Here is a 23518-nt window from a genome sequence, read left to right as displayed (position 1 = left end):
CGCCCGTAGCTGTATTAAGGCAGGTGACAGATAAGTATGTCAAAACGTGACTTTTATGAAGTTCTTGGCGTTGGTCGCGACGCGTCAGAACGTGATATTAAGAAGGCTTATAAGCGCCTTGCAATGAAGTTTCACCCGGACCGTAACCAGGGTGACGCTGAGGCTGCGGATAAATTCAAGGAAGTGAAAACGGCCTATGAAATTCTGACCGATCCGCAGAAGAAAGCGGCCTACGATCAGTACGGTCATGCGGCCTTTGAACAAGGTGGCATGGGCGGTGGCGGTGGCTTCGGCGGCGGTGCTGATTTCAGTGATATTTTCGGTGATGTCTTTGGCGATATCTTCGGCGGTGGCGGCGGTCGTCGTGGCGGCCAGCAGCGTGCTCAACGTGGCGCCGATCTGCGCTACAACATGGAGCTGACGCTGGAAGAAGCGGTCCGTGGTTGCTCGAAAGAGATCCGTGTCCCGACGCTGGTTCACTGTGACACCTGTGACGGCTCAGGTGCCAAGAAAGGCACATCGGCAACGACGTGTGGTACCTGTCACGGTGCCGGCCAAGTTCAAATGCGTCAGGGTTTCTTCGCGGTTCAGCAGACCTGTCCGCACTGCCATGGTCGCGGGAAGATCATCAAAGAGCCTTGTGGCACTTGTCATGGCCAGGGTCGCAAAGAAGAGACCAAGACGCTGTCGGTCAAAATCCCTGCGGGCGTGGATACCGGTGATCGGATCCGTCTGTCAGGTGAAGGCGAAGCCGGAGAATTCGGTGCACCGGCCGGCGATCTGTATGTTCAGGTTCATGTGGCTCAGCACCATATTTTTGAGCGAGACGGTAATAACCTGTACTGCGAAGTCCCGGTCAGCTTCACTATGGCAGCCCTCGGCGGTGAAGTGGAAGTGCCGACCCTGGATGGCCGTGTGAGCCTGAAAGTGCCGTCGGAAACCCAGACCGGCCGCATGTTCCGTATGCGCGGCAAAGGGGTGAAATCGGTCCGCGGTGGTTCCGTGGGTGATTTGATCTGTAAGCTGGTGGTGGAAACCCCGGTCAACCTGAGTTCTCGCCAGAAAGAGCTGCTGCAGGAGTTGGAAGAGACGCTGGGGGGCTCAGCTGCGAAAAAGCATAAGCCGAAATCAGAAGGTTTCTTCGATGGTGTGAAGAAATTCTTCGATGATTTGACCGGCTAAACCCTGTTTGCCCGGACAAGATCGCTTGAAAAAGCCAGCATTTGCTGGCTTTTTTGTTTGTGCGCCGAGCATGGCGTTGTTCTAGGAGGTGAAAGTCCTCTACGGGCTCAGTCGAGCGAGAACCGTTAGCCTATGCAAGGGTGCCCACCGTGAGGTGGGATCTGAAGGAAGCAAACGGCAAAACTTGGGTGTGACGAACAGAAACCTGATAGTAGGCCAATACAACTTGGGTAACCTAGCAATATATAGAACAGCCCAATGCCTCGACGGGAAGTGTGTACGGGTAAATCAGGCACAGCCAAGGGAAAGAACAACGTCTTACCTCGGGAGATCTTACGACCTGTCTCGGATGAGACTAATACAACAGTGATGTTGTGTGACGGGTAATAAGAAGTCAGCAGAAGGCATAGTACCTTGGGGAAGTACAACCCAAGGGAAGGCCGGAACTGAATATATCAAGAAGCAGTCACTAGACACTCAATCATGTGGGGTCATAGCAAGATGAACAACATCTCTACGTACTACTGGGCAACACCGCAAGTGACGCTCATGGCCACGAAGAATGACAAGCATGATCGGCGTAGACAGGAGGACGAGTCTTGGTGACCTCAACTCAGTTGATGGAGCGGATCTGCTCCTCAACAAATCTGAACCAAGCCCTGAGAAGAGTGAAGAAGAACAAGGGATGTGCTGGGGTTGATAAACTCGACATAACAGCGACTATCTCGATGCTTCGGCAGTCTTCTAATGGGCAAGCGCTCCGCCAGAGCCTTCTGGACGGGAGCTACCAACCGCAACCCGTTCTGGGTGTAGAAATTCCCAAACCTAGCGGGGGAGTGAGGCAGCTAGGTATCCCAACTGTACTTGATAGGGTAGTCCAACAGGCCATTACCTCAGTACTGACAGATATCTACGAACCTCAGTTTTCAAGCAACAGTTATGGGTTCAGGCCTAACCGCAGTGCCCACCATGCATTGGTGGCAGCAAGCCACTACATCAGGGAGGGGCGGGGTTATGTAGTCGACATAGACCTGGCGAAATACTTCGATACTGTGAACCACGATAGACTGATGCACAGGCTATCGGAGGACATCACAGATAAACGGGTCCTGAAGCTGGTCAGGTCATACCTACAGGCAGGCATAATGCGAAACGGGTTAGTTGAGCAGAGGCAACGAGGGACGCCACAGGGTGGACCATTATCTCCGCTGCTATCAAATATCGTATTAGATGAGTTGGATAAAGAGCTTGAGCGAAGAGGGCATAAGTTCTGCCGATATGCAGACGACTGCCAAATCTACGTGCACAGTGAGGAAGCCGCCAATCGAGTAAAAGCCTCAATCACGGAGTTCTTGGAGCAGAAACTGAAACTCAGGGTTAACCGTGAGAAAAGTGCGGCAACGAGAGTGACAGAGCGGACTTACCTAGGCCATCGCTTTCAACGAGATGGAAGCATCCATATCTCGAAGACAGCACAAACTCAGATGAAGAATCGAGTGCGTCAAATAACGAAGCGGAATCGAGGGCGAGAGTTGAAGACAGTCCTAGTCGAACTCACTCAATACCTAAGAGGTTGGCAACACTATTTCAAGCTTGCCATACGGAAAAGCGCGATGCAGCGCTTGGATGAATGGATAAGGCGGCGCTTACGGTGCTATCGCCTCAAGCAGCGCAAGCGCAGATACAGTATAGCGACATGGTTACGCCAAGAGGGTGTAAGCGAACGCAATGCGTGGAAGCTGGCGATGTCAGATAAAGGGTGGTGGCACTTGGCTTTATCGCCCCAGCTCAATCAGGCCATGCCAATGAAATGGTTCAAGGAGATGGGTCTGTACTCGTTGCGAGATGGGTACGAGTCACTGAAAATATATTCGGAACCGCCGTATGCGACCCACGCTTGTACGGTGGTGTGAGAGGACGGAGGTCGTGAGGCCTCCTCCTACTCGATTGGGTATTTGTTAACAACAATCAATTTCCTTTAATTTGATCAAGGCCAGCAGTCTAAGTTGACTGAGTCTCCTGTCCCATAGCCTTTCTTAACACCGGCAGCATTGATAGTTAGCTTTTGACAGCTGTCATTTTTTTGTGCGCCGGATGGTTTTACTGTTGCTGCAATGACAAACCTGTCTTGACCTGTGCCTGAGTTAGCTATCGAAAATGTATAGTGTTTAGATAAAGTACAGGCAGAACAAGACGGTGATCCTGTACTGAGGTTGCTAGAACTCGGGTAACTTCTATGTTGGGTGAAGTATTGTTCAGCCCAAAGCTGGAGTTCCATGACTCCAGCTTGTGCTTCTATCCTGCGGGTGGATTCTATGTGACTGGTATATGCTGGGATCGAAATTGCGCTTATGATACTAATGATGGCAACAACAACCAATAACTCGATCAGCGTCAAGCCTTTTTGAAAATAGCTATATTTCATTGTATTCATTCTTTTAACCGAGACGAAAACATACTCTATTGGCCTACTTAAACTAAACCATGTGATAGATTACTTTCAAGTGAATGACCAGACTTTAAGTGATTACTATGCATTGTTGGAAGATGACTCAAGGTATTACCCTAATAGAACTTATTATTAGTATTAGTGTGATGAGTGTCATTTCAACATTTGCAGTTCCAAGTTTTAAAACCATAATTAATCATGGGGAGATTAATTACCAGTCTGAACAGATTTTTGAGTTCGTAAGGTTGGCAAAATTAGAGGCAGTTAAAAGAAACACACGCATTGAGGTTTTTTATGAGATAGATAGCAATAATAACCACTGTCTTGGTATGCGAAAACTTGGCGATAATGATACCTGTGAACTTGCTTCTACCAGCTTCCCTCGGTTTGTGATAAATAGTAGTCATCATTATTCAATGAAAACAGTGAGTGGGAAAAATAATATTATAAAATTGCAGGAAGGAAATCTTTTCTCATTTGATCCGATAACTGGTAAATCTTCTAATAGCAAGCGGATATTATTAGAAAGTAAAATAGATAATAATTTTGTATCGGGTGTCAGGGTTACAGATATAGGGTTTACCTATCCTTGCTCTAGCACTCAAAATGGCGGGAAGTCGCAATGCGTATAAATAAAGGGTTCTCCCTTATTGAGCTATTAATATCGACATTCATTAGTTTGTTGGTGCTGGCGACAATTATTTCCTCCTATACATTCGGAATTTCAATTAGCAATAATCAACTCAAACAGCTTTCATTGAAGTCAGAATTGGACTCGATTTTGTTTATGATTGCAAATGATGTAAAGCGTGCCGGATATTGTGGTGATTGTACTTCCTCAAATCCATTTATTCTGACAGATTTATCCAGTGTGAAGTCAAACGTTTTAATTGACGGTTCAGCTACAAAACTATCGGGAAGTTGCGTGGTCTTTGCATATAACGAAGATTCCGCAACTGGGGTGATAAACGTAAGGAATGATGATGCGCGAGGGTTTCGTTTGTTTGACAGTGACCAGGATGGTATACCTGAGTTTGAAATTTATAAAAATTACAGTGGATTGGCGAACTGGAGCTGTTTAGGCAACCATTGGCAGGATATGAACAATCCCATGGTCACGGTGACCCTGCTGGAGTTCACCCGTCAGCAATCTATTTCTTCTAAGCCGGGATCTACTGCAAGGATGGAAAACCTGACAATAACAATACACGGGACGTTGGGGGCTTACGGTGCGCAGAGAAGTACAACAGTCTCCATGCCCAACATTGCACTATAGGAAGTGTCGCCCATGAGAATGTCTTCTGCCGGAGAATATGGCTTCTCTACTCTCATTATTACGGTGGTCATAGCGGTTTTAATGTCATTGTACGCCCTGAGTGTACTTTCGGTTCAGGTGTTTAACTTGAAGAAAGCACAAAATGTGATTGTGGCAAAAGAGCTAAAAGCAAAAGCAAACACTGCCCTGCAATGTGCGACTGAAGTTATCGTAACATCAAAAGATGTCGGTGCTGCTCATGACTTTTCAAATTGTAATGATGCAGCGATCAATTTTACTCAAATAGGTACATCAAAAAAATATAAATTGACGTCATTATCAAGAGATGGTAGCTCAAATGGTGAAGCAGTGACATCCGTTTATATTATGGCATCTGCTTCGAGTGGACCGACGGCGGCTTTTGCTTCTACCGGGAGTATTGTTTTTAACGTATCTCAAACAATTGATCCGTATGAAGGCTCTAAAAATGGAACCGGTTATGATTGTATCTCTATTCGAACGGGAGGTCAGCTTCAGCTGCCTAATGGAACTGATTTAATCGTTAGGGATCCTCATAATCAAAGTGGCCAACAAAAGAAAATTAATGGAAAAATAATAAGCTGTAATCCTTCTCATAAAACTGTATCACCTAAAAGTCGCGATGAATATAAAAGTGATATACAAGAGGAAGTTAAGAATATTGATTTATTCTCTGAAAACTTTGGTGTGCCAAGGGAAAGGTGGGCAGAGGTTGTTGATAAGTTTGATGTGAGGGTTATAGGAGATACACTAACTCAAGAAGTAACCATTGGAGGGCTCACTAAAACTGTGGAGTTTAAAAAGGTCAAAAATTGCGGTGAAAAGTTAAAACAAATCATTGATGGAAATAGAAGAATTGATGACCCAAATAAAAAACAACGTTATCTCTGGCTTGAAGGAACATGCGATTTAGCTGGTATTGGGTACATTCAAGAGGAATCTGCCGATAATGCGGTGACTATTGTAGTGAAAGATGGTGTTCTATATTCATCGGATAATGTTTATTTTCATGGGAATCTCTATTTGTTTGATCATTCCATGACTGACGAACAGTTGTTGGCTGCTTGGAGTGATTCTGGCTTGAAGCAGTTTCTGCCTAATGAGGACTTTAGCAATATTCCGTTTTACTTCCGCGGGAGTTTTATTACCCGTGGGGCATTTAATCTAGATTCTCCAAACCGAGTGTCGCATGTATTTGGCTCTTTCCAGCCGGGTTATTCTAAAGGTAAAGTGGATTACTCGGAATCTCCATTTGGTGGTGATCCAGTGGTGATGAGAGGAAGCTGGCATGACTTCTGAAATGACAAGCAGAACTTTCGTAATGAAAAGCCGAAAACAGCAAGGTTTTAGTCTCATTGAAGTGCTGGTTTCAGTGCTGGTGATCTCATTTTCCCTCGTCGCAATATTGAAATTACAGTCCTATGTTGAGTTGAAAAGTGAGCAGGCTGATCTACAAATTCAGGCTGTCAGAAAAGCGGAGCAGCAATTGATGCTTTGGCAGAATGTCGGCGCAGAGGTTGATTGTCATGGCTCTTTTAGCACAAAAAAAGAGCTGACTTTGGCTAATTTGGAAACCTGTCTTATCGACTTTTCGCCGTTAAAAGGTAAGGTGGAAGTGGAAACGGTGAAGACAGGTCCGACTTCTGGCGTTATTTTGTTTAAAAAAATGAAGGTGACTGTTCAATGGGAAGATAGGGAAGGACAAAGTGGTAGTGTGGTCCTGCTAGGTGGCTATTCTGCCTACAGCCCCCTGCTGATGTGATTTAATGTGCGTGTTAGGTTGATGCTGCATTGAACAACTAGTGGAAATTGGCTCACTCAACCTAAATATGGCGGTTAATCGCTATCCTAAGGCTCTTGCGTCGCGGTTTCTTACTGTTGATAATGAGAATTATTTTTAACCTTTAATCCTGAGTCTACTATGGTTCCGGGTTCATTTATCTCATCGCTACAATCGCTCGATTTTCCAGAATGTGAACTGGAAGTATTGCTTGGAAATTTCGATCCAGATAGCTATTCTCCGCTGGTGTTTGAGCAGCTTGGAATCGTGATGCCAAGGGCATTAAGCCAAGCTGTACCTAAACGGCAGGCTGAATTTCTCGCTGGACGCTATTTGGCACGCAATCTGTTATCGGAAATCAATGCCACCTCTTTGATGGTTGGTATTGGCCATCATCGGGAGCCCTTGTGGCCGGAAGGGATCATCGGAAGTATCAGCCATCATGACCGATTGGCGGCATGTGTGATTGGCCATGAGACACATGCACAGGCCGGGATTGGGTTGGATATCGAACAGACGGTAACCACAGATGTTGCAGCCAGTATGGTCGGGATTGTTGTCAATGAGCAAGAACTTGAAAAACTCAAAGCTCTGCCATTTGATGAGCACTGGTTGCTGACATCGATATTCTCAGCCAAGGAGAGTATTTTTAAGGCGTTGTATCCTCAGGTTCAGGCGTATTTTGATTTCCTGGATGTGGCGTTAGTGTCTTTCGAGCAAGGTAGTTTGTGGTTTGAACTCAGGCGTGAATTGTCACCAGGGCTCCCGAAAGGCAGACGCGGCCGGGTTGATTATCAGACTTTGGATAAGTCAGTGGTAACCCTGACGAAGTCTGAATTTTTTCTTGATAATAGTTCTCATTATTGACCTCCCCCAAAGGAGTGCTACAATCCGGGTTCGTTGACTGAATCGATAGTGGATAAATGGAAGATTACACCCGCGCCAAGCGCCCCGTACTGTTGTTAGCTTTGTTGATCAGTATGGTGTCGATTGGCACCCTGATGATGGTGATGCCGCTGGGTGTCGACTTTGTCGCTGATCTGGGGATGAAAACAGAAAATATTGGTTATATCAGCGGCGGTGCGATGTTTGCCTCGGCATTGGTCGGCTTTTTCCTCGCCCCCTATGTTGATCGCTATGATCGTAAATATGCCATTATCACGTTTCTCACGCTCCGTTCGGTGTTTATCTTTGTTTGTGGTCTGGCGACCACTCAAAATGAATTGCTGTTCTGGTTTATCCTGACTGGCTGTTTCTCCGGGCCGATGGTGGGCCTGACGATGGCCTCGGTGATTGATGTCACCGATATCAAAGAGCGCGGCAAAGCGATGGCGTTTGTCTCCAGCGGGTTCTCGCTGGCGGCGATTCTGATTGTGCCGCTGTCATTGCAGATCTCGCAATGGCTTTCCTGGCAAAATACCTTCTTCTTCTTTTCCTTGCTCGGCCTTGCCCTCTCGCTGGCTTGCTGGTTGCTGATGCCGAATATGCGAGCACATTTAAAGGCGGCGAAAGCGCCGGGCCAAGGGACATCCTTGATGACGATGCTCAGCTCGGCGCCCTTTGTCATGGCGATGCTGCTGGTCGCGGTAAGCATGTTCGGTCATTTCCTGCTGGTCCCGAACCTGGCTGCCTATTTTCAGTTCAACCTGTCGTTCCCGCGTGAGCAAATCGGCGTGCTCTATTTGCTGGGCGGACTGGCAAGCATTGTCGCAATGCAGCTGTGCGGCCGCTTGCTCGATCGCGGCTGGGTGACGCAGACGATTTGCGTAGCCAGTCTGCTGGTGGCGGTGGTGGTCTACTTCGGTTTTGTCTCTCCGGGTACCTGGCCGGTATACCTGATCTTTATTGTGTTTATGGCGGCAAGCTCGGCGCGAACGGCGTCGGTCTCTGCGGTTACCTCGCGGGTGCCGAGGCCGGAGCACCGCGCCGCGTTTATGTCCTACCAGGGCACCATGACCAATGTGGCGGCCGGTGTGGCGAGCGTGGTGGCGTCGCTTTACCTGACCACCGGAGAAGCCGCTCAGCTGGAAGGGATCCGGGAGATGGGGGTGGTCACGATTCTGTGTACGCTGGCGATCCCGGTGTGTATGTTGCTGTTGCTGCGAAGCCTGAATAAACAGCAGGCATCGCAGGCCCCCGTTTCGGCATAGTGCGAAAGGCAGTGGTTAGCCATTGAAACAAAAAACCCGCAGCGATGCGGGTTTTTTGTTGGGGCAAACAGAAGATAATTAGGATTCATCATCCATGACATTATGGCGCTGCTGATGATAAGCCTCTTCATTTTTCCCGTAACGCCAGTACGGCACGGCGTAAACGCTTTTGCGATCCACTTCCAGGTTGCGTCTGACATGCTTGCGCAGGCCAACTACTATTTGCTCTTCGCCAGCCAGCCAGAAGTAGCTGTTGTCTGAGACCAGGGGCTGGGCAATCACGCTGTCGATGAGCGTCTGGTAGCTGTCCGGCGTGCCGACAAACCAGCGTACCTCGACGCCTTCCGGGTGCGGCAGATCCTGGATATCACGCTCATCCGTCACTTGGATTGCGATGTAGCCCTGGCTGTCGGCGGGCATCTCTTCCAGCATTGCACTTAGCGCGGGCACCGCAGTCAGATCGCCGGCCATGTAGTAATGCCGGGCGGGCTTGAGCATCGGGTGCGGGCCGCCCGGCAGGGAAATCGCCACTTTATCACCGGGCTTGGCATGGAGCGCAAATTGGGAAGCCGGGCCGATATCCCCGTGCATGGCGACATCAATATCGATTTCGTGCTGCTCGCGACGCAGGGCCCGGATGCTGAAGGTACGCAGGATGGGTTTTTGTTGTGGATCGGCCCATTTCGGTCCTTTGTCTGTCAGCTCCGGCAGGACCGGCTCGAGCTGGCCGGGTTGCGGTAACATGAGTTTGATATGTGCGCCGTGGCTGCATTCCGGATAATGGGCCAGATCCGGACTGGTACAACAGATCCGGCGGTAGCTCGGGGTAATATCCTGAATATGTTTGACTGTGAGCATCACGGGGCGACGGCCGGTCGGTTTGTCGTTAGCTGACATGCAGGTCATTCCTTTAAATTATAATGATATCTATTCTCAAGTGAATTATACAGAAACCGCCGATGCTGAACAGAGGGAAATGTTGATCCTGTTTCCAGCCCGGCTCGCGCCGGGAGGCGCTTCGGTATAAGATGAGGCCGGTTTAACAGGCAGCCATGAAAGGACAGGTGATGACATCAGCCTCCAATGACACCACACATGTAGACAGCGATCTGCTGACAGAAATTGCCATCGCTTATTATCAGGACGGTGCCACCCAGGAAGAGATTTCAAAGAAGTTCGGCATGTCCCGGGCCAAAGTCGGTCGCTGGCTGCGCCGGGCCCGCGATGAAGGGGTGGTCGAAATCACAGTCAAGTATCACCCGGTGTTCAGCGAAAAGCTGGAGCAACAGCTGATTGAGCGGTTCGGTCTCGAGCGGGCCCTGATTGCCCTGGATCAGCCCGATGATGAGAGTCAGCGCCAGCAGGTGGCCAGCCTGGTGTCGAGTTACCTGGCGTCTATATTAAATGATGACATGGTGGTCACCGTCGGGCAGGGGCGGAACATTGCCTCAATTGCCAACCATATCGGGGTGGTGCCGCACCGCAAGTGCCGGTTTGTCTGTGGCATCGGCGGGACCCACCGTTCGGGGAACGCGATTAATGCCGACCATATCTGCCGTCAGCTGGCAAAGAAATATGACGGGATCAGTGAAACCCTGTATGCCCCGGCTTACGTGGAAGATATCAAAGTCAAAGAAGCCATCATGCAGAACGGTACGGTGAAAGAAACCCTGGACCGGGCCCGGCGGGCAGATGTCGCCCTAGTCGGCGTCGGTGACATGAATGAAAACAGCCATATGGTAAAAATGGGCTGGTTTACGCCGCAGGAGATCGTTGAAGCACGGATCCGCCGCGGCGTGGTGGGTGATATTGCCGGGTATGACTTTTTTGACAGCCAGGGCAAGCGGGCCGATACCATGATGAGTGATCGGGTGATTGGCCTGAGTATGGATGAATTGCGTCATATTCCGACCGTGGTGGTGACGGCGGCGGAAAACAGCAAGGCGCTGGCGTTGCTGGGGGCGCTGCGCTCCGGGGTGGTCGATGTGCTGGCGACCAGTGTCAGCAATGCCCTGACCATTCTCAACCTGGATCAGCAGATGAAGTAAGACGTATTTCATACGCTGACATCGAATGCTGCCCGCTGCTTTGGATGATAAGTGTGTCCAAAAACAGCGGGCAGTTTTTGTTTGCGCGTTCGGGCTGTTCGCTGAACTTGCTATGCTTTGAGAATGTTCAGGGGCTGTTGCTGTGGCGGTCATGGCTGAGGGCGGAGGTGTCGTGAAGCGGTTGTTAAGAGCTGTTGGGTGGATGTGTCTGGTTAGTATGCCGTTTTTTTCAGTTGCCAGCCCGTGGGAGAGGATGACCGATCCGAGTCCGGGCCAGTCGGAGTCGATCGGGACTTACAACAATGGCTGCCTGGCCGGGGCGGCCAGCCTGCCGCTGCAGGGCGAAGGCTACCAGGTGATGCGATCTTACCGGGGTCGCTATTATGGTCACCGGGAAATGATCCGCTTTCTCCATGACTTGTCGCACGGCGTGCAGCAGCTAAAGCTGGGGCAGCTGCTGGTGGGGGATATCTCGATGCCGCGTGGCGGGCGTTTTGCGTCCGGTCATGCCAGCCATCAGACCGGGCTCGATGCCGATATCTGGCTCAAGATGAGCGACCGGCCCTTGACCGAGACCGAATTGGTGGACGTGCAACCCTTGCCGATGGTGCACATCAAAGATTATCGCATTCACAAGAAAAATTGGGGCAAGCAACAGGCATTGCTGGTGCAACTGGCAGCCGCGGATGCGCGGGTGGCGCGGATTTTTGTTCATCCGGTGATTAAAGAGCAGCTGTGTCAGCGGCAGTGGACCAGCCGGGACTGGCTGCGCAAGGTTCGGCCCTGGTGGGGCCATTATTATCATTTCCATGTCCGGCTCCATTGTCCGCCGGGCGACAGCAACTGCAAACCCCAGCAAGCACCACCACCGGGCGATGGCTGTGGTGCCGAGCTTGCCGCCTGGAAACCGCTGATGACCGAGAAGCAGCCGAAGCAGAAAACGGTAAGGAAAAAAGCCAAACCCGCGCCGCCGGCGCAATGTCTGGCTTTGCTGAAATAATACCAATCGCAGTAAATAAGGGGTCATCCTAGCTTGTTAAAATGCTCGATAACTGCGTTAGAATTTTTGATTGTAGAATAACTACTTATCTAAAAATTCTGCCTTGTTCTCAAGCATTTTTCCTGCGCTATTTCTGATCACTTACTTACTTTGATTGGTATAACGCTGCCAGGGCGTTGTTCAACAAAGCTTGATGTGCGCCAGATAAAGAAAAAGCGCCGTGTGGCGCTTTTTCTTGCGGGTTGTATGCGGCTTAAGCCAGCCCCTGCAGCGTGACGAACTTCTCCAGAAGCTCGTCCTCACTTTCGATATGCTCGGGGTCGAGGATGATGCAGTTGGTGATCGGACACACCGACTGACAGGTCGGTTTTTCGTAGTGTCCTTTACACTCGGTGCATCGATCCGGATCGATCTCATAGATCTCCGGCCCCATGGTGATCGCCTCGTTCGGGCACTCAGGATCACACATGTCGCAGTTAATGCACTTTTCTGTAATAAGCAGTGCCATCGCGATTATTTACCGTCTTTTGGTCCGTGCGGATTGCGCGTGTTCTCACCTGAGTTTAGATTACGCATCAGCAGGCCGTAGGCCAGATCCATGTCGGCCGGAACCGGAATAAATACGAAGTGGCCGTTGCCTTTGGCATCGGTGATCGTTTCTTCCTTGCGGTTTTCCATCGCTTCCAGGGTGAAGATCACGTTGCCGTTCGGGGTCATCAGCTCCATGCTGTCGCCGACCATGAATTTGTTCTTCACTTCCACTTCCGCCAGATCGCCACGGCGCTTGCCGGTAAACTCACCGACAAACTGCTGGGAGTCAGACACGGAGTAGCCGTAGTCGTAGTTCTGGTAGGCATCGTGGGTGTGACGACGCAGGAAGCCTTCGGTGTAACCGCGGTGAGCCAGGCTCTCCAGGGTACCCATCAGGCTTTCGTCAAACGGCTTGCCGGCAACCGCATCGTCGATTGCTTTACGGTAAACCTGGGCGGTACGGGCACAGTAGTAGAACGACTTGGTCCGGCCTTCGATTTTCAGCGAGTGGACACCCATCTTGGTCAGGCGCTCTACGTGCTGGATGGCACGCAGATCTTTGGAGTTCATGATGTAAGTGCCGTGCTCGTCTTCATACGCCGCCATTTTCTCATCCGGGCGGTGCGCTTCGCTCAGCAGCATCACTTCGTCGGTTGGCTTGCCTTTGCCGATGGCCACTTCCGGACGCTCTGGCTCTTGCATCTGAACCGCAGACGCTTCCTGAACTTCAACGATCTGGCCGGAATCATCTTCGGTGGCTTTTTCTGCTTTGTATTCCCAGCGGCAGGCGTTGGTGCAGGTGCCCTGGTTCGGGTCACGTTTGTTCATGTAACCCGACAGCAGGCAGCGGCCGGAGTAGGCCATGCACAGTGCGCCGTGAACGAACACTTCCAGCTCGGTTTCCGGGCAGTGCTCACGGATCTCTTCGATTTCTTCCAGTGACAGCTCACGGGAGACAATCACACGCTCAACACCTTGAGAGGCCCAGAACTTCACGGTGGCCCAGTTGACGGCGTTCGCCTGGACGGACAGGTGGATCGGCATCTCCGGGAAGTTTTCACGCACCATCATGATCAGGCCCGGATCAGACATGATCAGGGCGTCCGGGCCCATCTCGACGATGGGTTTTAAATCGCGGATAAAGGTTTTCAGTTTCGAGTTATGTGGCTGAATGTTACAGACCACGTACAGTTTTTTGCCCTGTGCGTGCGCTTCATCGATCCCGATTTTCAGGTTGTCGTGGTTGAATTCGTTGTTACGAACACGAAGGCTGTAACGTGGCTGGCCGGCGTACACGGCATCTGCACCGTAGGCAAATGCGTAACGCATGTTTTTCAGGCTGCCCGCAGGCGATAACAATTCAGGTTTAAACATAGCTCTTATAATCCAGTGTCTGATTGCAAATCAGGCCGCATCTCCTGGGATGCGGAGTTGAGGCGGGATTTTACTGTGATCCCACCCACAAAGGCAATGGAAACGGGGATAAAGAGGCGGTTAAGCTTTGGCTTCCAGACCGCCCAGCTCGTCGAACAGGTTCGGCAGGAAGGCTGAGAATTCACCGGCCATCAGTGACAGATCGGCGTCAATGCGTTGCGCCACATCGTCACGGTCGATATCTTCATTCTGATCTTTGAGTTCATCGGCGAACTTCAGGCGCTTGAGCGACAAATCTTCCCCGAGGACGAAATCAATCCGGTCCTGCCAGTTGATCGCCAGTTTGGTCACCATCTTGTCGGCTTCGATATGGGCCAGGATTTCGTCACAGCTCAGATCCTGCTGCTTACAGCGGATCACGCCGCCTTCTTCCAGGATGGCTTTCAGCTCGGCTTCTTCACCGATGGTAAAGCCGTTCGGCGAAGTGCCGGAGCGAACCCACTCGGTCATGGTCAGCTCGGCTGGTTTTTCGGCGGTCACCGGGACCACCGGCAGGCTGCCGATCGATTTACGCAGCAGCGCCAGCAGATCTTCGGCTTTCTTGAAGCTCCCGGCATCGACCAGGATGAAGCCTTGTTTTGGCATGATCAGGGCATAGGTTTGCTGGCGACGGCTGAAGGCGCGTGGCAGCAAGTCCATCACAATCTCATCTTTCAGGGTGTCTTTTTCGCTTTTCTTCAGCTTACGACCCTGCTCGACTTCCATTGCTTCGACTTTCTCGCTCAGCGACTCTTTAATCACCGAAGCCGGCAGCATTTTCTCTTCCTTGCGGGCGCAGATCAGAATGCTGTCACCAACGACATGGGTGAATAGATCACCGTGCTTCCCCAGCGCGTGGACCCAGCCGAATTTCTGCATATCCTGGCTGCCGCACGGGGTAAAGCGAAACTCTTCCAGCTGTTTTTCCAGCTGATCCGGGTTGAGGTCGATCTCGCGGCTAAAGCGATAGGTCAGTACGTTTTTAAACCACATCATGGAAGTTACACATCCTAGGTTGAGCATTGGGTTGACAATCTTATTGCATCGGATGCGATTTGTCGCAGATTTTCTGACATCAAACGGACCGGTTTCGGGGTTGGGAAAACTGTGGAGTCAGGTACAATCGGGTGCAGTTTTCCTGATGAGAAACCCGTTTCGACGATGAAGATTCTCCATACTTCCGACTGGCACCTTGGCCATCAACTGCATGGCTATCAACGTGATGTTGAGCACCAGGCTTTCCTCGACTGGCTGGCTGACACCCTGGAGCACCACCAGGTCGACGCCCTGCTGGTGGCCGGGGATATTTTTGATACTGCCAACCCGCCGGCCAGCGCCTGGCGGATGCTATACCGCTTTCTGGCCCGGCTGGCGAAAACTATGCCGCAACTGAATGTGGTGATGATTGGCGGTAACCATGACTCGCCGAGCAAGCTCGATGCGCCCCATGAATTGCTCAAAGCATTCGATCTGCATATGGTGGGCGGGATCCACCGTGATGCGGACGGTAAGCTGGATCACCAGCGCATGCTGGTGCCGCTGACCGATCAGCACGGCGACCAGGCGGCCTGGGTGCTGGCGGTGCCTTTCCTGCGCAGTGCCGATCTGCGTACTGAGGATTTAGGCCCGGATGAGGATCGCCTGATCAAAGGGGTTGAAGTGCTCTACCGGGAGATGACCGACGCAGCGCGGGCGCAGAAAGCGGATCATCAGGCGTTGATCGGGATGGGACATGCTTATATGGCCTCAGGCAAGATATCCGAGATGTCGGAGCGCCGGGTGCTCGGCGGCAACCAGCATGCGCTGCCAGCCTCGATTTTTGCTGACGACATCAGTTATGTCGCCCTGGGCCACCTCCACCTGGCGCAGCGGGTCGCCAAACAGGAGCACATTCGCTACAGCGGCTCGCCGTTGCCGCTGTCGATGTCGGAGCGCGGCTATAACCACCAGGTGGTGTTGGTGGAACTTGACGGCGCGCAGGTGAGTGAGATCACCCCGATTGCCGTGCCGCGGGCGGTCGATATGCTCAAAGTCCCGGCCTCGCCGGCGCCGCTCGAGCAGGTGCTCGAGGAACTGTCGGCGCTGCAGGTTGATGACGCGCCGCGCGAGCAGCAGCCGTTTCTTGAAGTGCATGTGTTGCTCGATAAGCCTCAGGCCCTGTTGCGCGAAAAAGTGCTGACGGCACTGGAAGGCAAGGCGGTCCGGCTGGCCAAAATTACCCCGCATTACCGCCAGCAAACACAGCAGGAAACACTGGAGCACCGCCGGTTATCTGATGTGTCGCCGCAGCAGGTGTTCGCCCTGAGCTGGAACAAAAAATATGACGGCGACCCGGATCAGGCGATGGCCTCGGCGTTTGAGAGCCTGCTGATCCAGTTGGAAGAGCAAGAGCTTTGAGTGGTCGTCAGCAGCGACAATGACAGCTCCAAACGGGATGAAAACCTCTCTTCAAAAACAAGAACAACAAGCGGTAAACCAGAAGCGGTAACCGACAGTCGTGGATCAAAATCACCATGAAAATTTTAGCGCTACGAGGCGAGAATCTCGCCAGTTTACAACACAAATTCGAGATAGATTTTGCCAATGGCCGGCTGGGCGATGCTGGTCTGTTTGCCATTACCGGTAAAACCGGGGCCGGCAAATCAACCCTGCTCGATGCCATCTGCCTGGCGTTGTATGACCGCATCCCCCGCCTGCAGTCGAACAAGAAAAATGATGCCGAAATCGGCCGCGATGACGATGCCGGGCGGATCAAGGCCAATGATGTGCGCAGCATTCTCTCGCGTGGTAAGGCCGACGGGTTTGCTGAGGTGGACTTTGTGGCTAACGACGGCACCCACTGGCGGGCGCACTGGTCGGTGCGCCGGGCCCGCGGCCGGGCGGATGGCCGGATCCAGGCCTCGGAGCAGTGGCTGGAAAATATTGAAACCGGGCAGCGCTTTGCCGGAAAAAAACAGGAATTGCAGAACGAGATTGAAAGGCTGATCGGCCTGACGTTTGATCAGTTCCGCCGCGCAGTGATGTTGCCGCAGGGGGAGTTTGCCGCTTTTCTTAAGGCCGGCGCCGATGAACGTGCCGCGCTGCTGGAGCGGATGACCGGCGGCGAAATCTATGGCCGCTTGTCTGTGGCAGCTTACGAGCGGGCACGGAAAGAAAAACAGCAGCTCGAGCAGTTGCAGGCCAAGCTGGGCGATATTGCGTTGCTGAGCGAGGAAGAAAAGCAGCAGCTCAGTGAGGAGGTGACAGCCCTCAAGGAGGCGATCAGCCAGTTGGATGAGCAGATCAATGCGCTGGCGGGCCATCGTCAGGTGCTGAGTCATGACGCCCTGCTGGCGAGCCGGGTGGCAGAGGCCCGCGAGGCTCTGGCGAGCGCGCAGCAGGCGCAGACTGAGGCAGCGCCGCGCTATGCGCAGTTGAGCGCTATAGAGCAAGCCCAGCCGGCAGCAGCTGATTTTTCCCAGTTGCAGCACACCCAGCTTCAGCTTTCGCGGCTGGAAAAAGCGCTGGCGCAGGCCGAGCAGGCCAAACAGCACAACCAGCAGGTATTGCTCGACAGCGATGGTGCGGTGCAGGCTGCCAAGCAAAAATTGACGGAGGCACAGCAGGCGTGGCAGGCGCTGGAGCCGAAACTAAAACAGGCCGCGGCCATCGACTTGCAGCACCGTGGCTTGCAGCAACAGCTGAGCGATATTGAGAACGACACCCGGCAGCAGGCGCAGACTCTGGCCGAGCACCAGCAGCGCCAGCAGGATTATCAGCAGCAACAGCAACAGTTGCATCAACGCCAGCAGCGCCTGGCGCTGATGCTGGATCGCGACCGGGAGCTGGCCGGGGTGGCCGAGCAGTACCAGCCGGTGCTGGATAACCTGGACCAGTACCTGAGTGCTCACCGCACTCTGGCACGGTTGAGCCAGGAAAAGCAGCAAATCCAATTGGAGCAGCAGCGTTACCAGCGGGACTCGGCGGTGCTGACTCAGCAGATGCAGGCGCTGTCGCAGCAAAGAGCTTCTCTCGAGGAGCAGCTCGAAGGGCAGGACGCGGCAGTGCTGGAGCAGGCTCAGTATGATGAGCAGCAACGCTTCAGCGAGCTACAGCAACAGCGCGACACCCTGCATCAGGCAATGGCCGGTCTCAGGGAGTGGCGCACGGCGTTGCAGCAGAAAGCCAAGCTGGCAGGGGAGCTGCAAGAGTGGCAGGACTATCAGCACCAGGCCGAGCAGCGGTTGGCGGTTCTGGAGCCGGAGCTGGCGACACTGGCGACGCAATACCAGGAAGCGGAGCATGCTTATCAGCAGAGTCTGGCGGTGGTGAATCTGAGCGAATACCGCAGCCAGCTCAAGGACGATGAGCCTTGCCCATTGTGCGGCGCGCTGGATCATCCTTATGCCGAGCAGCACCCGGCGGTGGAAGGGATGCTGCACTCGTTGCGCCAGCGGTTGCAGACCCTGGCCCAGCAGCGACAGGCGGGGGAAGGAGAGCGTCAGCACTTGTTGCAACAGTTGCCGCAGTGCCAGCAGCGTCTGCAGGTGCTCGGTCATGAGATACAGCAATTTGAGCGCTTTATTGCGCAGCTGTTCGATCAACTGACCACTCAGTTCAGCCACTTATCAGGTTTGGAGTGCCTGCACCAAGACAGCGAGCACGAGGTGCTGGAGCAGCAGATGCAGCGCTGGCAGCAGGATGTTGAACTGGCCCACCAGGAGCTGCAACAGTTGCAGCACAGCCTGGAGCTGCGCCAGGTTCAGATCCGCCAGGTACGTCAACTGCAACAGCAGTTACAGCAGGTGCAGCAGGGCGAGGGCGAGCTGAAGGAAATTCAGCATCAGCTGGAGCAGAGCGCCACCCAGTGGCAGAGCCGTCTCGCGTCGCTGGATGAGCAGAGCGACACCCAGCATGAGATCCTGGATGCCCGCGCCAGGGCGCTGAATGAACAGTACGGCAATGATCAGTGGCTGGACATGCTGCGCCAGCACGGTGCCGAACAATATATCCAGCAGCTGAAATATCAGGTTGAGCAGTTCCTGAACAACCAGCAGGCATTGCAAGACACCGAGAAGCAACTGGCAGCGCTGGCGCCGCAACTGGCGGAATGCAGTACAGCCCTGAGTGCGATACAACAGCAGCTGAGCGAGGGACAGCACAAGGCGGGAGGGCTGCGCCAGCAGGCCACCGAGTTGTGGCAGCAGCGGCAGGCGCTGGTAGGGGAGTCCGATCTTGAGCGGCTTGAGTACAGTCATAAAACGGCGATTGATACCGCGCAGCAACGTCTGGGCGAGACTGAGGCGAAACAGCGCCAGGCCGGTGAAGCGCTGGCGGCCGCGGAGTCGACCCGAAACAGCAGTCAGCAGCAGCTCCTGGAGACCCAGGCCCAGCATCGCGAAGTCGTTCGGCGCTGGCTCGACTGGCAGCAGAAACTGGGGCTCAATGAGCACCAGTTGATGCAATTGCTGAGCAAAGAAGAGCGCTGGCTGGCCGAGGAGCGTCAGGCGCTCAAAGCGATTGAGCAGGCGGTCTCTGCGGCGCAGACCTTGCTGGTTGAGCGAGAGCAGGCGGTGGCGGATCACCAGGCGCAGGCCGAGCAGGCCCGGGCCTGGTTTGCCCGCCATGAGCTCAGCGAGGATGCCGCCGGGCAGGCCGAGCAGCTGGACGCGTGGCAGCAACAAAAGCAGGCGAAGGAGGAGCAGTTGTTCCAGCACCGGCAGCGATTGGTCCAGGGCGAGCAGGCGGAGCAGCAGGCCGGGGCGCTGACCGAGGCGCTGGGTCGCCAGCAGGCGCAAACGGAGTTGTGGCTGAAAATGAGCGAATTGATTGGCTCGGCGACCGGCAATAAGTTCCGCACCCTGGCCCAGGGGCTGACTTTGCAGCAACTGGTGCTGCTGGCCAATGAGCACCTGCAGGATCTGGCACCGCGCTATGCCCTGCAACCGGTGCCGGGTAGTCCGCTGGCACTGCAGGTGATCGACCATGATATGGGTGATGAGGTGCGCAGTGTGGAGTCGCTCTCCGGCGGTGAAAGCTTCCTGGTGTCGCTGGCCTTGGCGCTGGCGCTGGCCTCTCTGGCTGCCGATACTCGCCAGCTGGGCTCGCTGTTTATCGATGAGGGATTCGGCACCCTGGATCCGGATAGCCTGGAGATGGCGCTGGCTTGTCTGGATGCCCTGCAGGCTGATGGCCGCCAGATTGGGGTGATCTCACATGTCGGAACCCTGGTGGAGCGCATCGGGGTACAGGTCGCCGTTGAGGCTCAGGGGGGCGGTCGTAGCCGGATTTCAGTCAAAGGGTAACCTTGGATTTATAACTGACTGATAAATCAAAAAACATTTCGGAAAACGCGCAACGCATCTTCACTGGTACTGCCTGCCGGTGAGATGCGCTTTTTATCGTAAAAAGTCACAAAAGTGTCATAATAAGAACACATAATGTCGCTCGACAGACAACAACTATTAGGTATGAATCATTATGGTTAGACGGATTCTTGTTGTAGAAGACGAAGCGCCGATCCGCGAGATGCTGTGTTTCGTCCTCGAACAGAAGGGCTACGAGGCCATTGAAGCCGAAGATTATGACACAGCGCTGGACAAGCTTTGCGAACCTTATCCGGAACTGGTCGTTTTGGACTGGATGTTGCCGGGCGGCTCTGGGATCAATCTGATCAAGCATTTGAAGCGTGACGAAATGACCCGCCAGATCCCGATTGTGATGCTGACGGCTCGTGGCGAAGAAGAAGATAAAGTCCGCGGCCTGGAGGCTGGTGCTGACGATTACATCACCAAACCTTTCTCTCCGAAAGAGCTGATGGCACGCCTCAAAGCCGTGATGCGCCGGGTTTCCCCGACTTCCCTGGATGACGTGATTGACGTACAGGGATTGAAGCTGGATCCGGTCTCTCACCGGGTGACCTCGAATGAAGAGCAGCTTGATATGGGGCCGACCGAGTTCAAGATGCTGCACTTCTTCATGACTCACCAGGAGCGGGTGTACAGCCGTGAGCAACTGCTGAACAACGTCTGGGGCACCAACGTTTATGTCGAAGACCGCACGGTGGATGTTCACATTCGTCGCCTGCGTAAAGCGCTGGAAAATACGGGTCATGACAAGATGGTGCAGACGGTACGTGGTGCCGGCTACCGCTTCTCAACCCGCACCTGAGCGGGAGCTTACACTGCATCTATAGTTTGAACACAGCAGGGCCCCCGGGCAGCTGTGTCAATGGAGTCATCAATGGTTGAACGGCTGTCGTGGAAAAAGCTGGTCTGGGAACTGGCTTTTTTCTACCTGCCCTGGATTGCACTCGGTTGGATTTTTGGTTACATGCCCTGGTTTTTACTGGTGGCGACCTGGATCCAGCTGATCTGGCATTTTCACAATCAGCTGAAAATGTCGAACTGGCTGTGGAAAGAGCGCAGTCTGACCCCGCCTTCCGGCTCCGGTAGCTGGGAGCCGCTGTTTAACGGCATTTACCGTTTGCAGCAGCGTAACCGACGCCGTCGCAAAGAGCTGGCCACCCTGATACGCCGGTTCCGAAATGGTGCGGAATCCCTTCCTGATGCGGTTGTTGTCTTTCGCAGTGAAGGGAATATTGTCTGGTGTAACAAGCTGGCGCAGCACCTGCTGGGCTTTCGCTGGCCGGATGATGCCGGGCAGCCGATCAGTAATTTACTCCGCAGCCCGGACTTTGTCCGTTACCTTGCCAAGCAGTCGTTTGAGACGCCGCTGGAGATCACCTCACCGCTGAACTACGATCGCACGCTGGAGCTGCGGATCATGCGTTACACCGAAGGGGAGTACCTGATGGTGGTGCGAGATGTTTCCAAAGTGAAGCAGCTCGAAGGCATGCGTCGTAACTTTTTTGCCAATGTCTCCCATGAACTGCGCACACCGATGACCGTGCTGCAGGGCTATCTGGAAATGTCGCGGGATCCCGAAATGCTGGCCGGCCCGATGTGGGATAAGGCGCACGGGGTGATGACCGAACAGTTGCTGCGAATGAACTCGCTGGTGGAGCAGTTGCTGACCCTGTCGAAAATTGAAGCCGCGCCGAATATTGAGTTGGAAGAGATCATTGATGTGCCGGCGATGCTGGATATTCTGGAAAAAGAAGCGATCTCGCTCAGCGGCGGCAATGAGCAGCTGTTTACCTTCGATGTTGATCAATCGCTCAAGGTGCTTGGCGATGAAGATCAGCTGCGCAGTGCGATATCCAACCTGGTGTACAATGCGGTGAAACATACCCCGGAAAATGCCCAGGTGGCGGTGCGCTGGTATCGCTCGCCCGCCGGTCCTCGGCTGGAAGTGACCGATAAGGGGCAGGGAATTGAGCCGCAGCATATTCACCGGCTGACGGAGCGGTTCTACCGGGTGGATAAAGCCCGCTCGCGGGAAACCGGCGGCAGTGGCTTAGGCCTTGCTATCGTCAAGCATGCGCTGAGCCACCATGACTCCCATTTGGAAATCGAAAGTGTGGTCGGGGAAGGCAGTACGTTTGCCTTTACCCTGCCGCAACGTCTGGTGGCCGAGGCAGCCTGATCGCCAGTTATTGCCCGGTGTGACTCAATCCAGGATAGCGGCAGTGATCCCGTCGGGGGATCTCATGCCGCTTTTGTCGTTGTTGTTAAAAGTTAGCAGGAGAGCCGATATCCGATTCATCCATTACAGCCGTGTTGCGCTGCGTCTTGCTGTTTGTCTGGTGGCAAGTGGCTGGGGGGGCGTTGCCCATGCAGCTGAGCCAGCCATTGAAAGTCCTTTGAAATCCTACCAGAAAGTGGGGGGCGTCTCGGGAAACCTGTCCTCTGTGGGGTCCGATACTTTTGCCAACCTGATGACCTATTGGTCAGAAGAGTTCAAGCGATTGTATCCTGGTGTGAATATCCAGGTTCAGGCGGCGGGGTCGTCGACTGCCCCGACCGCATTGATTGAAGGGACGGCGCAGCTGGGGCCGATGAGCCGGCAGATGAAAGCCCGGGAAATTGAAGCTTTTGAGCAGGCGTATGGCTATGAGCCGGTGGCGGTTCGGGTGGCGATTGATGCGCTGGCGGTGTTTGTGCATGAAGATAATCCATTGCAGGGGATTAATTTCGCCCAGCTCGATGCGGTTTATTCGCGGACATTGCGTTGCGGCGGTACTACGCCTATCACCCGTTGGGGGCTGCTGGGATTGAGCGGGAGCTGGGAGGCGAGACGGATCCAGCTGTTCGGTCGCAATTCGGTGTCGGGCACTTATGGTTTCTTTAAACAGCGTGCGCTATGCCAGGGGGATTTTCGCAATAACGTCAATGAGCAACCCGGATCGGCATCGGTAGTGCAGTCGGTGTCCAGTTCGCTCAACGCGATCGGTTATTCCGGGATTGGCTATAAAACGACGGGGATCAGGGCGATCCCGGTTGCGCGGGAAGGGAACGATTATGTTGAAGCGACGATTGAGAATTCGCTCAGTGGTCGTTACCCGCTGGCGCGGTATCTCTATATTTATGTCAACAAGCATCCAAATGAGCCCATGCCGCCCTTGCAGGCAGAGTTTATTCGCTATGTGCTCTCCGGTGAAGGTCAGCACATCGTTGAAAAAGACGGCTATGTCCCGCTCTCGGCCGCGATTGTACAGCAGGATCTGAAGCGTTTAGGCTTGGCAAAATAGAGCCTGCACCGCTTTGAAAAAAGCAGTGAAAAAAGCCGGG

General features: G+C 53.5%; 20 protein-coding genes. 15 read left to right on the top strand and 5 right to left on the bottom strand.

Translation table 11 applies throughout. From position 1 onward, the window contains the following. Positions 1-36 precede the first annotated feature (36 nt). Both dnaJ and ltrA read left to right on the top strand, forming a co-directional pair. Positions 37-1182: a molecular chaperone DnaJ gene (dnaJ, locus tag NNL38_RS12800; RefSeq protein ID WP_255388415.1), complete on the top strand. Its 1146-nt coding sequence runs from the start codon at positions 37-39 to the stop codon at positions 1180-1182. A 620-nt stretch (positions 1183-1802) separates the two neighbouring features. Further along, entirely contained in the window at positions 1803-3095 is a 1293-nt protein-coding gene (gene ltrA / locus NNL38_RS12795) for a group II intron reverse transcriptase/maturase (RefSeq protein ID WP_369414620.1), read from the top strand. Positions 3096-3169: 74 nt separating this feature from the next. Here ltrA and NNL38_RS12790 read toward each other — a convergent pair whose 3' ends face one another. Beyond that, entirely contained in the window at positions 3170-3616 is a 447-nt protein-coding gene (locus NNL38_RS12790; protein WP_304414184.1) for a type IV pilin protein, read from the bottom strand. Positions 3617-3729: 113 nt separating this feature from the next. Between NNL38_RS12790 and NNL38_RS12780 the strand changes: the two genes are divergently transcribed. The 6 genes from NNL38_RS12780 to NNL38_RS12755 all read left to right on the top strand — a co-directional run bounded on the left by NNL38_RS12780 (position 3730) and on the right by NNL38_RS12755 (position 8855). After that, positions 3730-4263, top strand: a complete 534-nt coding sequence (locus NNL38_RS12780; RefSeq protein WP_255388414.1) for a pilus assembly FimT family protein — start codon at positions 3730-3732, stop codon at positions 4261-4263. Next, positions 4254-4907 (top strand): prepilin-type N-terminal cleavage/methylation domain-containing protein, encoded by a 654-nt coding sequence (locus tag NNL38_RS12775; protein ID WP_255388413.1) that lies wholly within the window; start codon positions 4254-4256, stop codon positions 4905-4907. Before NNL38_RS12780 ends, NNL38_RS12775 begins: the two co-directional genes overlap by 10 nt. A 12-nt stretch (positions 4908-4919) precedes the next feature. Next, positions 4920-6224 (top strand): hypothetical protein, encoded by a 1305-nt coding sequence (locus tag NNL38_RS12770; protein ID WP_255388412.1) that lies wholly within the window; start codon positions 4920-4922, stop codon positions 6222-6224. Further along, entirely contained in the window at positions 6214-6687 is a 474-nt protein-coding gene (locus tag NNL38_RS12765) for a type IV pilus modification PilV family protein (RefSeq protein ID WP_255388411.1), read from the top strand. Before NNL38_RS12770 ends, NNL38_RS12765 begins: the two co-directional genes overlap by 11 nt. Positions 6688-6846: 159 nt before the next feature. Next, positions 6847-7572 (top strand): 4'-phosphopantetheinyl transferase family protein, encoded by a 726-nt coding sequence (locus NNL38_RS12760; protein WP_255388410.1) that lies wholly within the window; start codon positions 6847-6849, stop codon positions 7570-7572. A 56-nt stretch (positions 7573-7628) separates the two neighbouring features. Next, positions 7629-8855, top strand: coding sequence for an MFS transporter (locus NNL38_RS12755; RefSeq protein ID WP_255388409.1), 1227 nt, complete (start codon positions 7629-7631; stop codon positions 8853-8855). A gap of 78 nt (positions 8856-8933) precedes the next feature. On the opposite strand, the gene NNL38_RS12750 is transcribed toward NNL38_RS12755, so the two are convergent. Further along, entirely contained in the window at positions 8934-9752 is an 819-nt protein-coding gene (locus NNL38_RS12750; protein ID WP_255388408.1) for a siderophore-interacting protein, read from the bottom strand. A gap of 170 nt (positions 9753-9922) precedes the next feature. On the opposite strand from NNL38_RS12750, the gene NNL38_RS12745 reads away from it, so the two are divergent. Both NNL38_RS12745 and mepA read left to right on the top strand, forming a co-directional pair. After that, positions 9923-10903, top strand: coding sequence for a sugar-binding transcriptional regulator (locus NNL38_RS12745; protein ID WP_255388407.1), 981 nt, complete (start codon positions 9923-9925; stop codon positions 10901-10903). Positions 10904-11156: 253 nt separating this feature from the next. Beyond that, on the top strand, positions 11157-11903 hold the full coding sequence (gene mepA, locus NNL38_RS12740; RefSeq protein WP_369414533.1) for a penicillin-insensitive murein endopeptidase: 747 nt from the start codon (positions 11157-11159) through the stop codon (positions 11901-11903). A gap of 253 nt (positions 11904-12156) precedes the next feature. On the opposite strand, the gene NNL38_RS12735 is transcribed toward mepA, so the two are convergent. The 3 genes from NNL38_RS12735 to rdgC all read right to left on the bottom strand — a co-directional run bounded on the left by NNL38_RS12735 (position 12157) and on the right by rdgC (position 14840). After that, positions 12157-12411: a YfhL family 4Fe-4S dicluster ferredoxin gene (locus tag NNL38_RS12735; protein ID WP_255388406.1), complete on the bottom strand. Its 255-nt coding sequence runs from the start codon at positions 12409-12411 to the stop codon at positions 12157-12159. Between the two features lie 5 nt (positions 12412-12416). Next, positions 12417-13808: a prephenate-dependent tRNA uridine(34) hydroxylase TrhP gene (gene trhP, locus NNL38_RS12730; protein ID WP_255388405.1), complete on the bottom strand. Its 1392-nt coding sequence runs from the start codon at positions 13806-13808 to the stop codon at positions 12417-12419. Positions 13809-13928: 120 nt separating this feature from the next. Continuing rightward, the gene (gene rdgC, locus NNL38_RS12725; protein ID WP_255390641.1) at positions 13929-14840 is read right to left on the bottom strand and encodes a recombination-associated protein RdgC; all 912 of its coding nucleotides are present in this window, start codon (positions 14838-14840) and stop codon (positions 13929-13931) included. A 168-nt stretch (positions 14841-15008) separates the two neighbouring features. Here rdgC and NNL38_RS12720 point away from each other — a divergent pair, with 168 nt between their 5' ends. The 5 genes from NNL38_RS12720 to NNL38_RS12700 all read left to right on the top strand — a co-directional run bounded on the left by NNL38_RS12720 (position 15009) and on the right by NNL38_RS12700 (position 23478). Further along, positions 15009-16244 carry an exonuclease SbcCD subunit D C-terminal domain-containing protein gene (locus NNL38_RS12720; protein ID WP_255388404.1) on the top strand — a complete coding sequence of 412 codons (1236 nt, stop codon included), beginning with the start codon at positions 15009-15011 and terminating at the stop codon, positions 16242-16244. A gap of 116 nt (positions 16245-16360) precedes the next feature. Then, positions 16361-20131 carry an AAA family ATPase gene (locus NNL38_RS12715; protein ID WP_255388403.1) on the top strand — a complete coding sequence of 1257 codons (3771 nt, stop codon included), beginning with the start codon at positions 16361-16363 and terminating at the stop codon, positions 20129-20131. A 175-nt stretch (positions 20132-20306) separates the two neighbouring features. After that, the gene (gene phoB / locus NNL38_RS12710; protein WP_255388402.1) at positions 20307-20996 is read left to right on the top strand and encodes a phosphate regulon transcriptional regulator PhoB; all 690 of its coding nucleotides are present in this window, start codon (positions 20307-20309) and stop codon (positions 20994-20996) included. A 72-nt stretch (positions 20997-21068) separates the two neighbouring features. Next, on the top strand, positions 21069-22373 hold the full coding sequence (gene phoR / locus NNL38_RS12705) for a phosphate regulon sensor histidine kinase PhoR (protein ID WP_255388401.1): 1305 nt from the start codon (positions 21069-21071) through the stop codon (positions 22371-22373). Then, complete coding sequence (locus NNL38_RS12700) at positions 22330-23478, top strand: PstS family phosphate ABC transporter substrate-binding protein (RefSeq protein ID WP_255388400.1); 1149 nt, start codon at positions 22330-22332, stop codon at positions 23476-23478. The genes phoR and NNL38_RS12700 overlap by 44 nt, the downstream gene beginning before the upstream one ends. Positions 23479-23518: the final 40 nt, after the last annotated feature.

The organism is Photobacterium atrarenae, from assembly GCF_024380015.1.
Classification (GTDB): domain Bacteria; phylum Pseudomonadota; class Gammaproteobacteria; order Enterobacterales; family Vibrionaceae; genus Photobacterium; species Photobacterium atrarenae.
This window is presented reverse-complemented; position numbering and strand designations above follow the sequence as displayed.

Bases quoted from the DNA above. Each gene is read 5' to 3' on its own strand.
- dnaJ (WP_255388415.1), top strand. From the start codon at position 37: ATGTCAAAACGTGACTTTTATGAAGTTCTTGGCGTTGGTCGCGACGCG.
- ltrA (WP_369414620.1), top strand. From the start codon at position 1,803: ATGGAGCGGATCTGCTCCTCAACAAATCTGAACCAAGCCCTGAGAAGA.
- NNL38_RS12790 (WP_304414184.1), bottom strand. From the start codon at position 3,616: ATGAATACAATGAAATATAGCTATTTTCAAAAAGGCTTGACGCTGATC.
- NNL38_RS12780 (WP_255388414.1), top strand. From the start codon at position 3,730: ATGACTCAAGGTATTACCCTAATAGAACTTATTATTAGTATTAGTGTG.
- NNL38_RS12775 (WP_255388413.1), top strand. From the start codon at position 4,254: ATGCGTATAAATAAAGGGTTCTCCCTTATTGAGCTATTAATATCGACA.
- NNL38_RS12770 (WP_255388412.1), top strand. From the start codon at position 4,920: ATGAGAATGTCTTCTGCCGGAGAATATGGCTTCTCTACTCTCATTATT.
- NNL38_RS12765 (WP_255388411.1), top strand. From the start codon at position 6,214: ATGACTTCTGAAATGACAAGCAGAACTTTCGTAATGAAAAGCCGAAAA.
- NNL38_RS12760 (WP_255388410.1), top strand. From the start codon at position 6,847: ATGGTTCCGGGTTCATTTATCTCATCGCTACAATCGCTCGATTTTCCA.
- NNL38_RS12755 (WP_255388409.1), top strand. From the start codon at position 7,629: ATGGAAGATTACACCCGCGCCAAGCGCCCCGTACTGTTGTTAGCTTTG.
- NNL38_RS12750 (WP_255388408.1), bottom strand. From the start codon at position 9,752: ATGTCAGCTAACGACAAACCGACCGGCCGTCGCCCCGTGATGCTCACA.
- NNL38_RS12745 (WP_255388407.1), top strand. From the start codon at position 9,923: ATGACATCAGCCTCCAATGACACCACACATGTAGACAGCGATCTGCTG.
- mepA (WP_369414533.1), top strand. From the start codon at position 11,157: ATGACCGATCCGAGTCCGGGCCAGTCGGAGTCGATCGGGACTTACAAC.
- NNL38_RS12735 (WP_255388406.1), bottom strand. From the start codon at position 12,411: ATGGCACTGCTTATTACAGAAAAGTGCATTAACTGCGACATGTGTGAT.
- trhP (WP_255388405.1), bottom strand. From the start codon at position 13,808: ATGTTTAAACCTGAATTGTTATCGCCTGCGGGCAGCCTGAAAAACATG.
- rdgC (WP_255390641.1), bottom strand. From the start codon at position 14,840: ATGTGGTTTAAAAACGTACTGACCTATCGCTTTAGCCGCGAGATCGAC.
- NNL38_RS12720 (WP_255388404.1), top strand. From the start codon at position 15,009: ATGAAGATTCTCCATACTTCCGACTGGCACCTTGGCCATCAACTGCAT.
- NNL38_RS12715 (WP_255388403.1), top strand. From the start codon at position 16,361: ATGAAAATTTTAGCGCTACGAGGCGAGAATCTCGCCAGTTTACAACAC.
- phoB (WP_255388402.1), top strand. From the start codon at position 20,307: ATGGTTAGACGGATTCTTGTTGTAGAAGACGAAGCGCCGATCCGCGAG.
- phoR (WP_255388401.1), top strand. From the start codon at position 21,069: ATGGTTGAACGGCTGTCGTGGAAAAAGCTGGTCTGGGAACTGGCTTTT.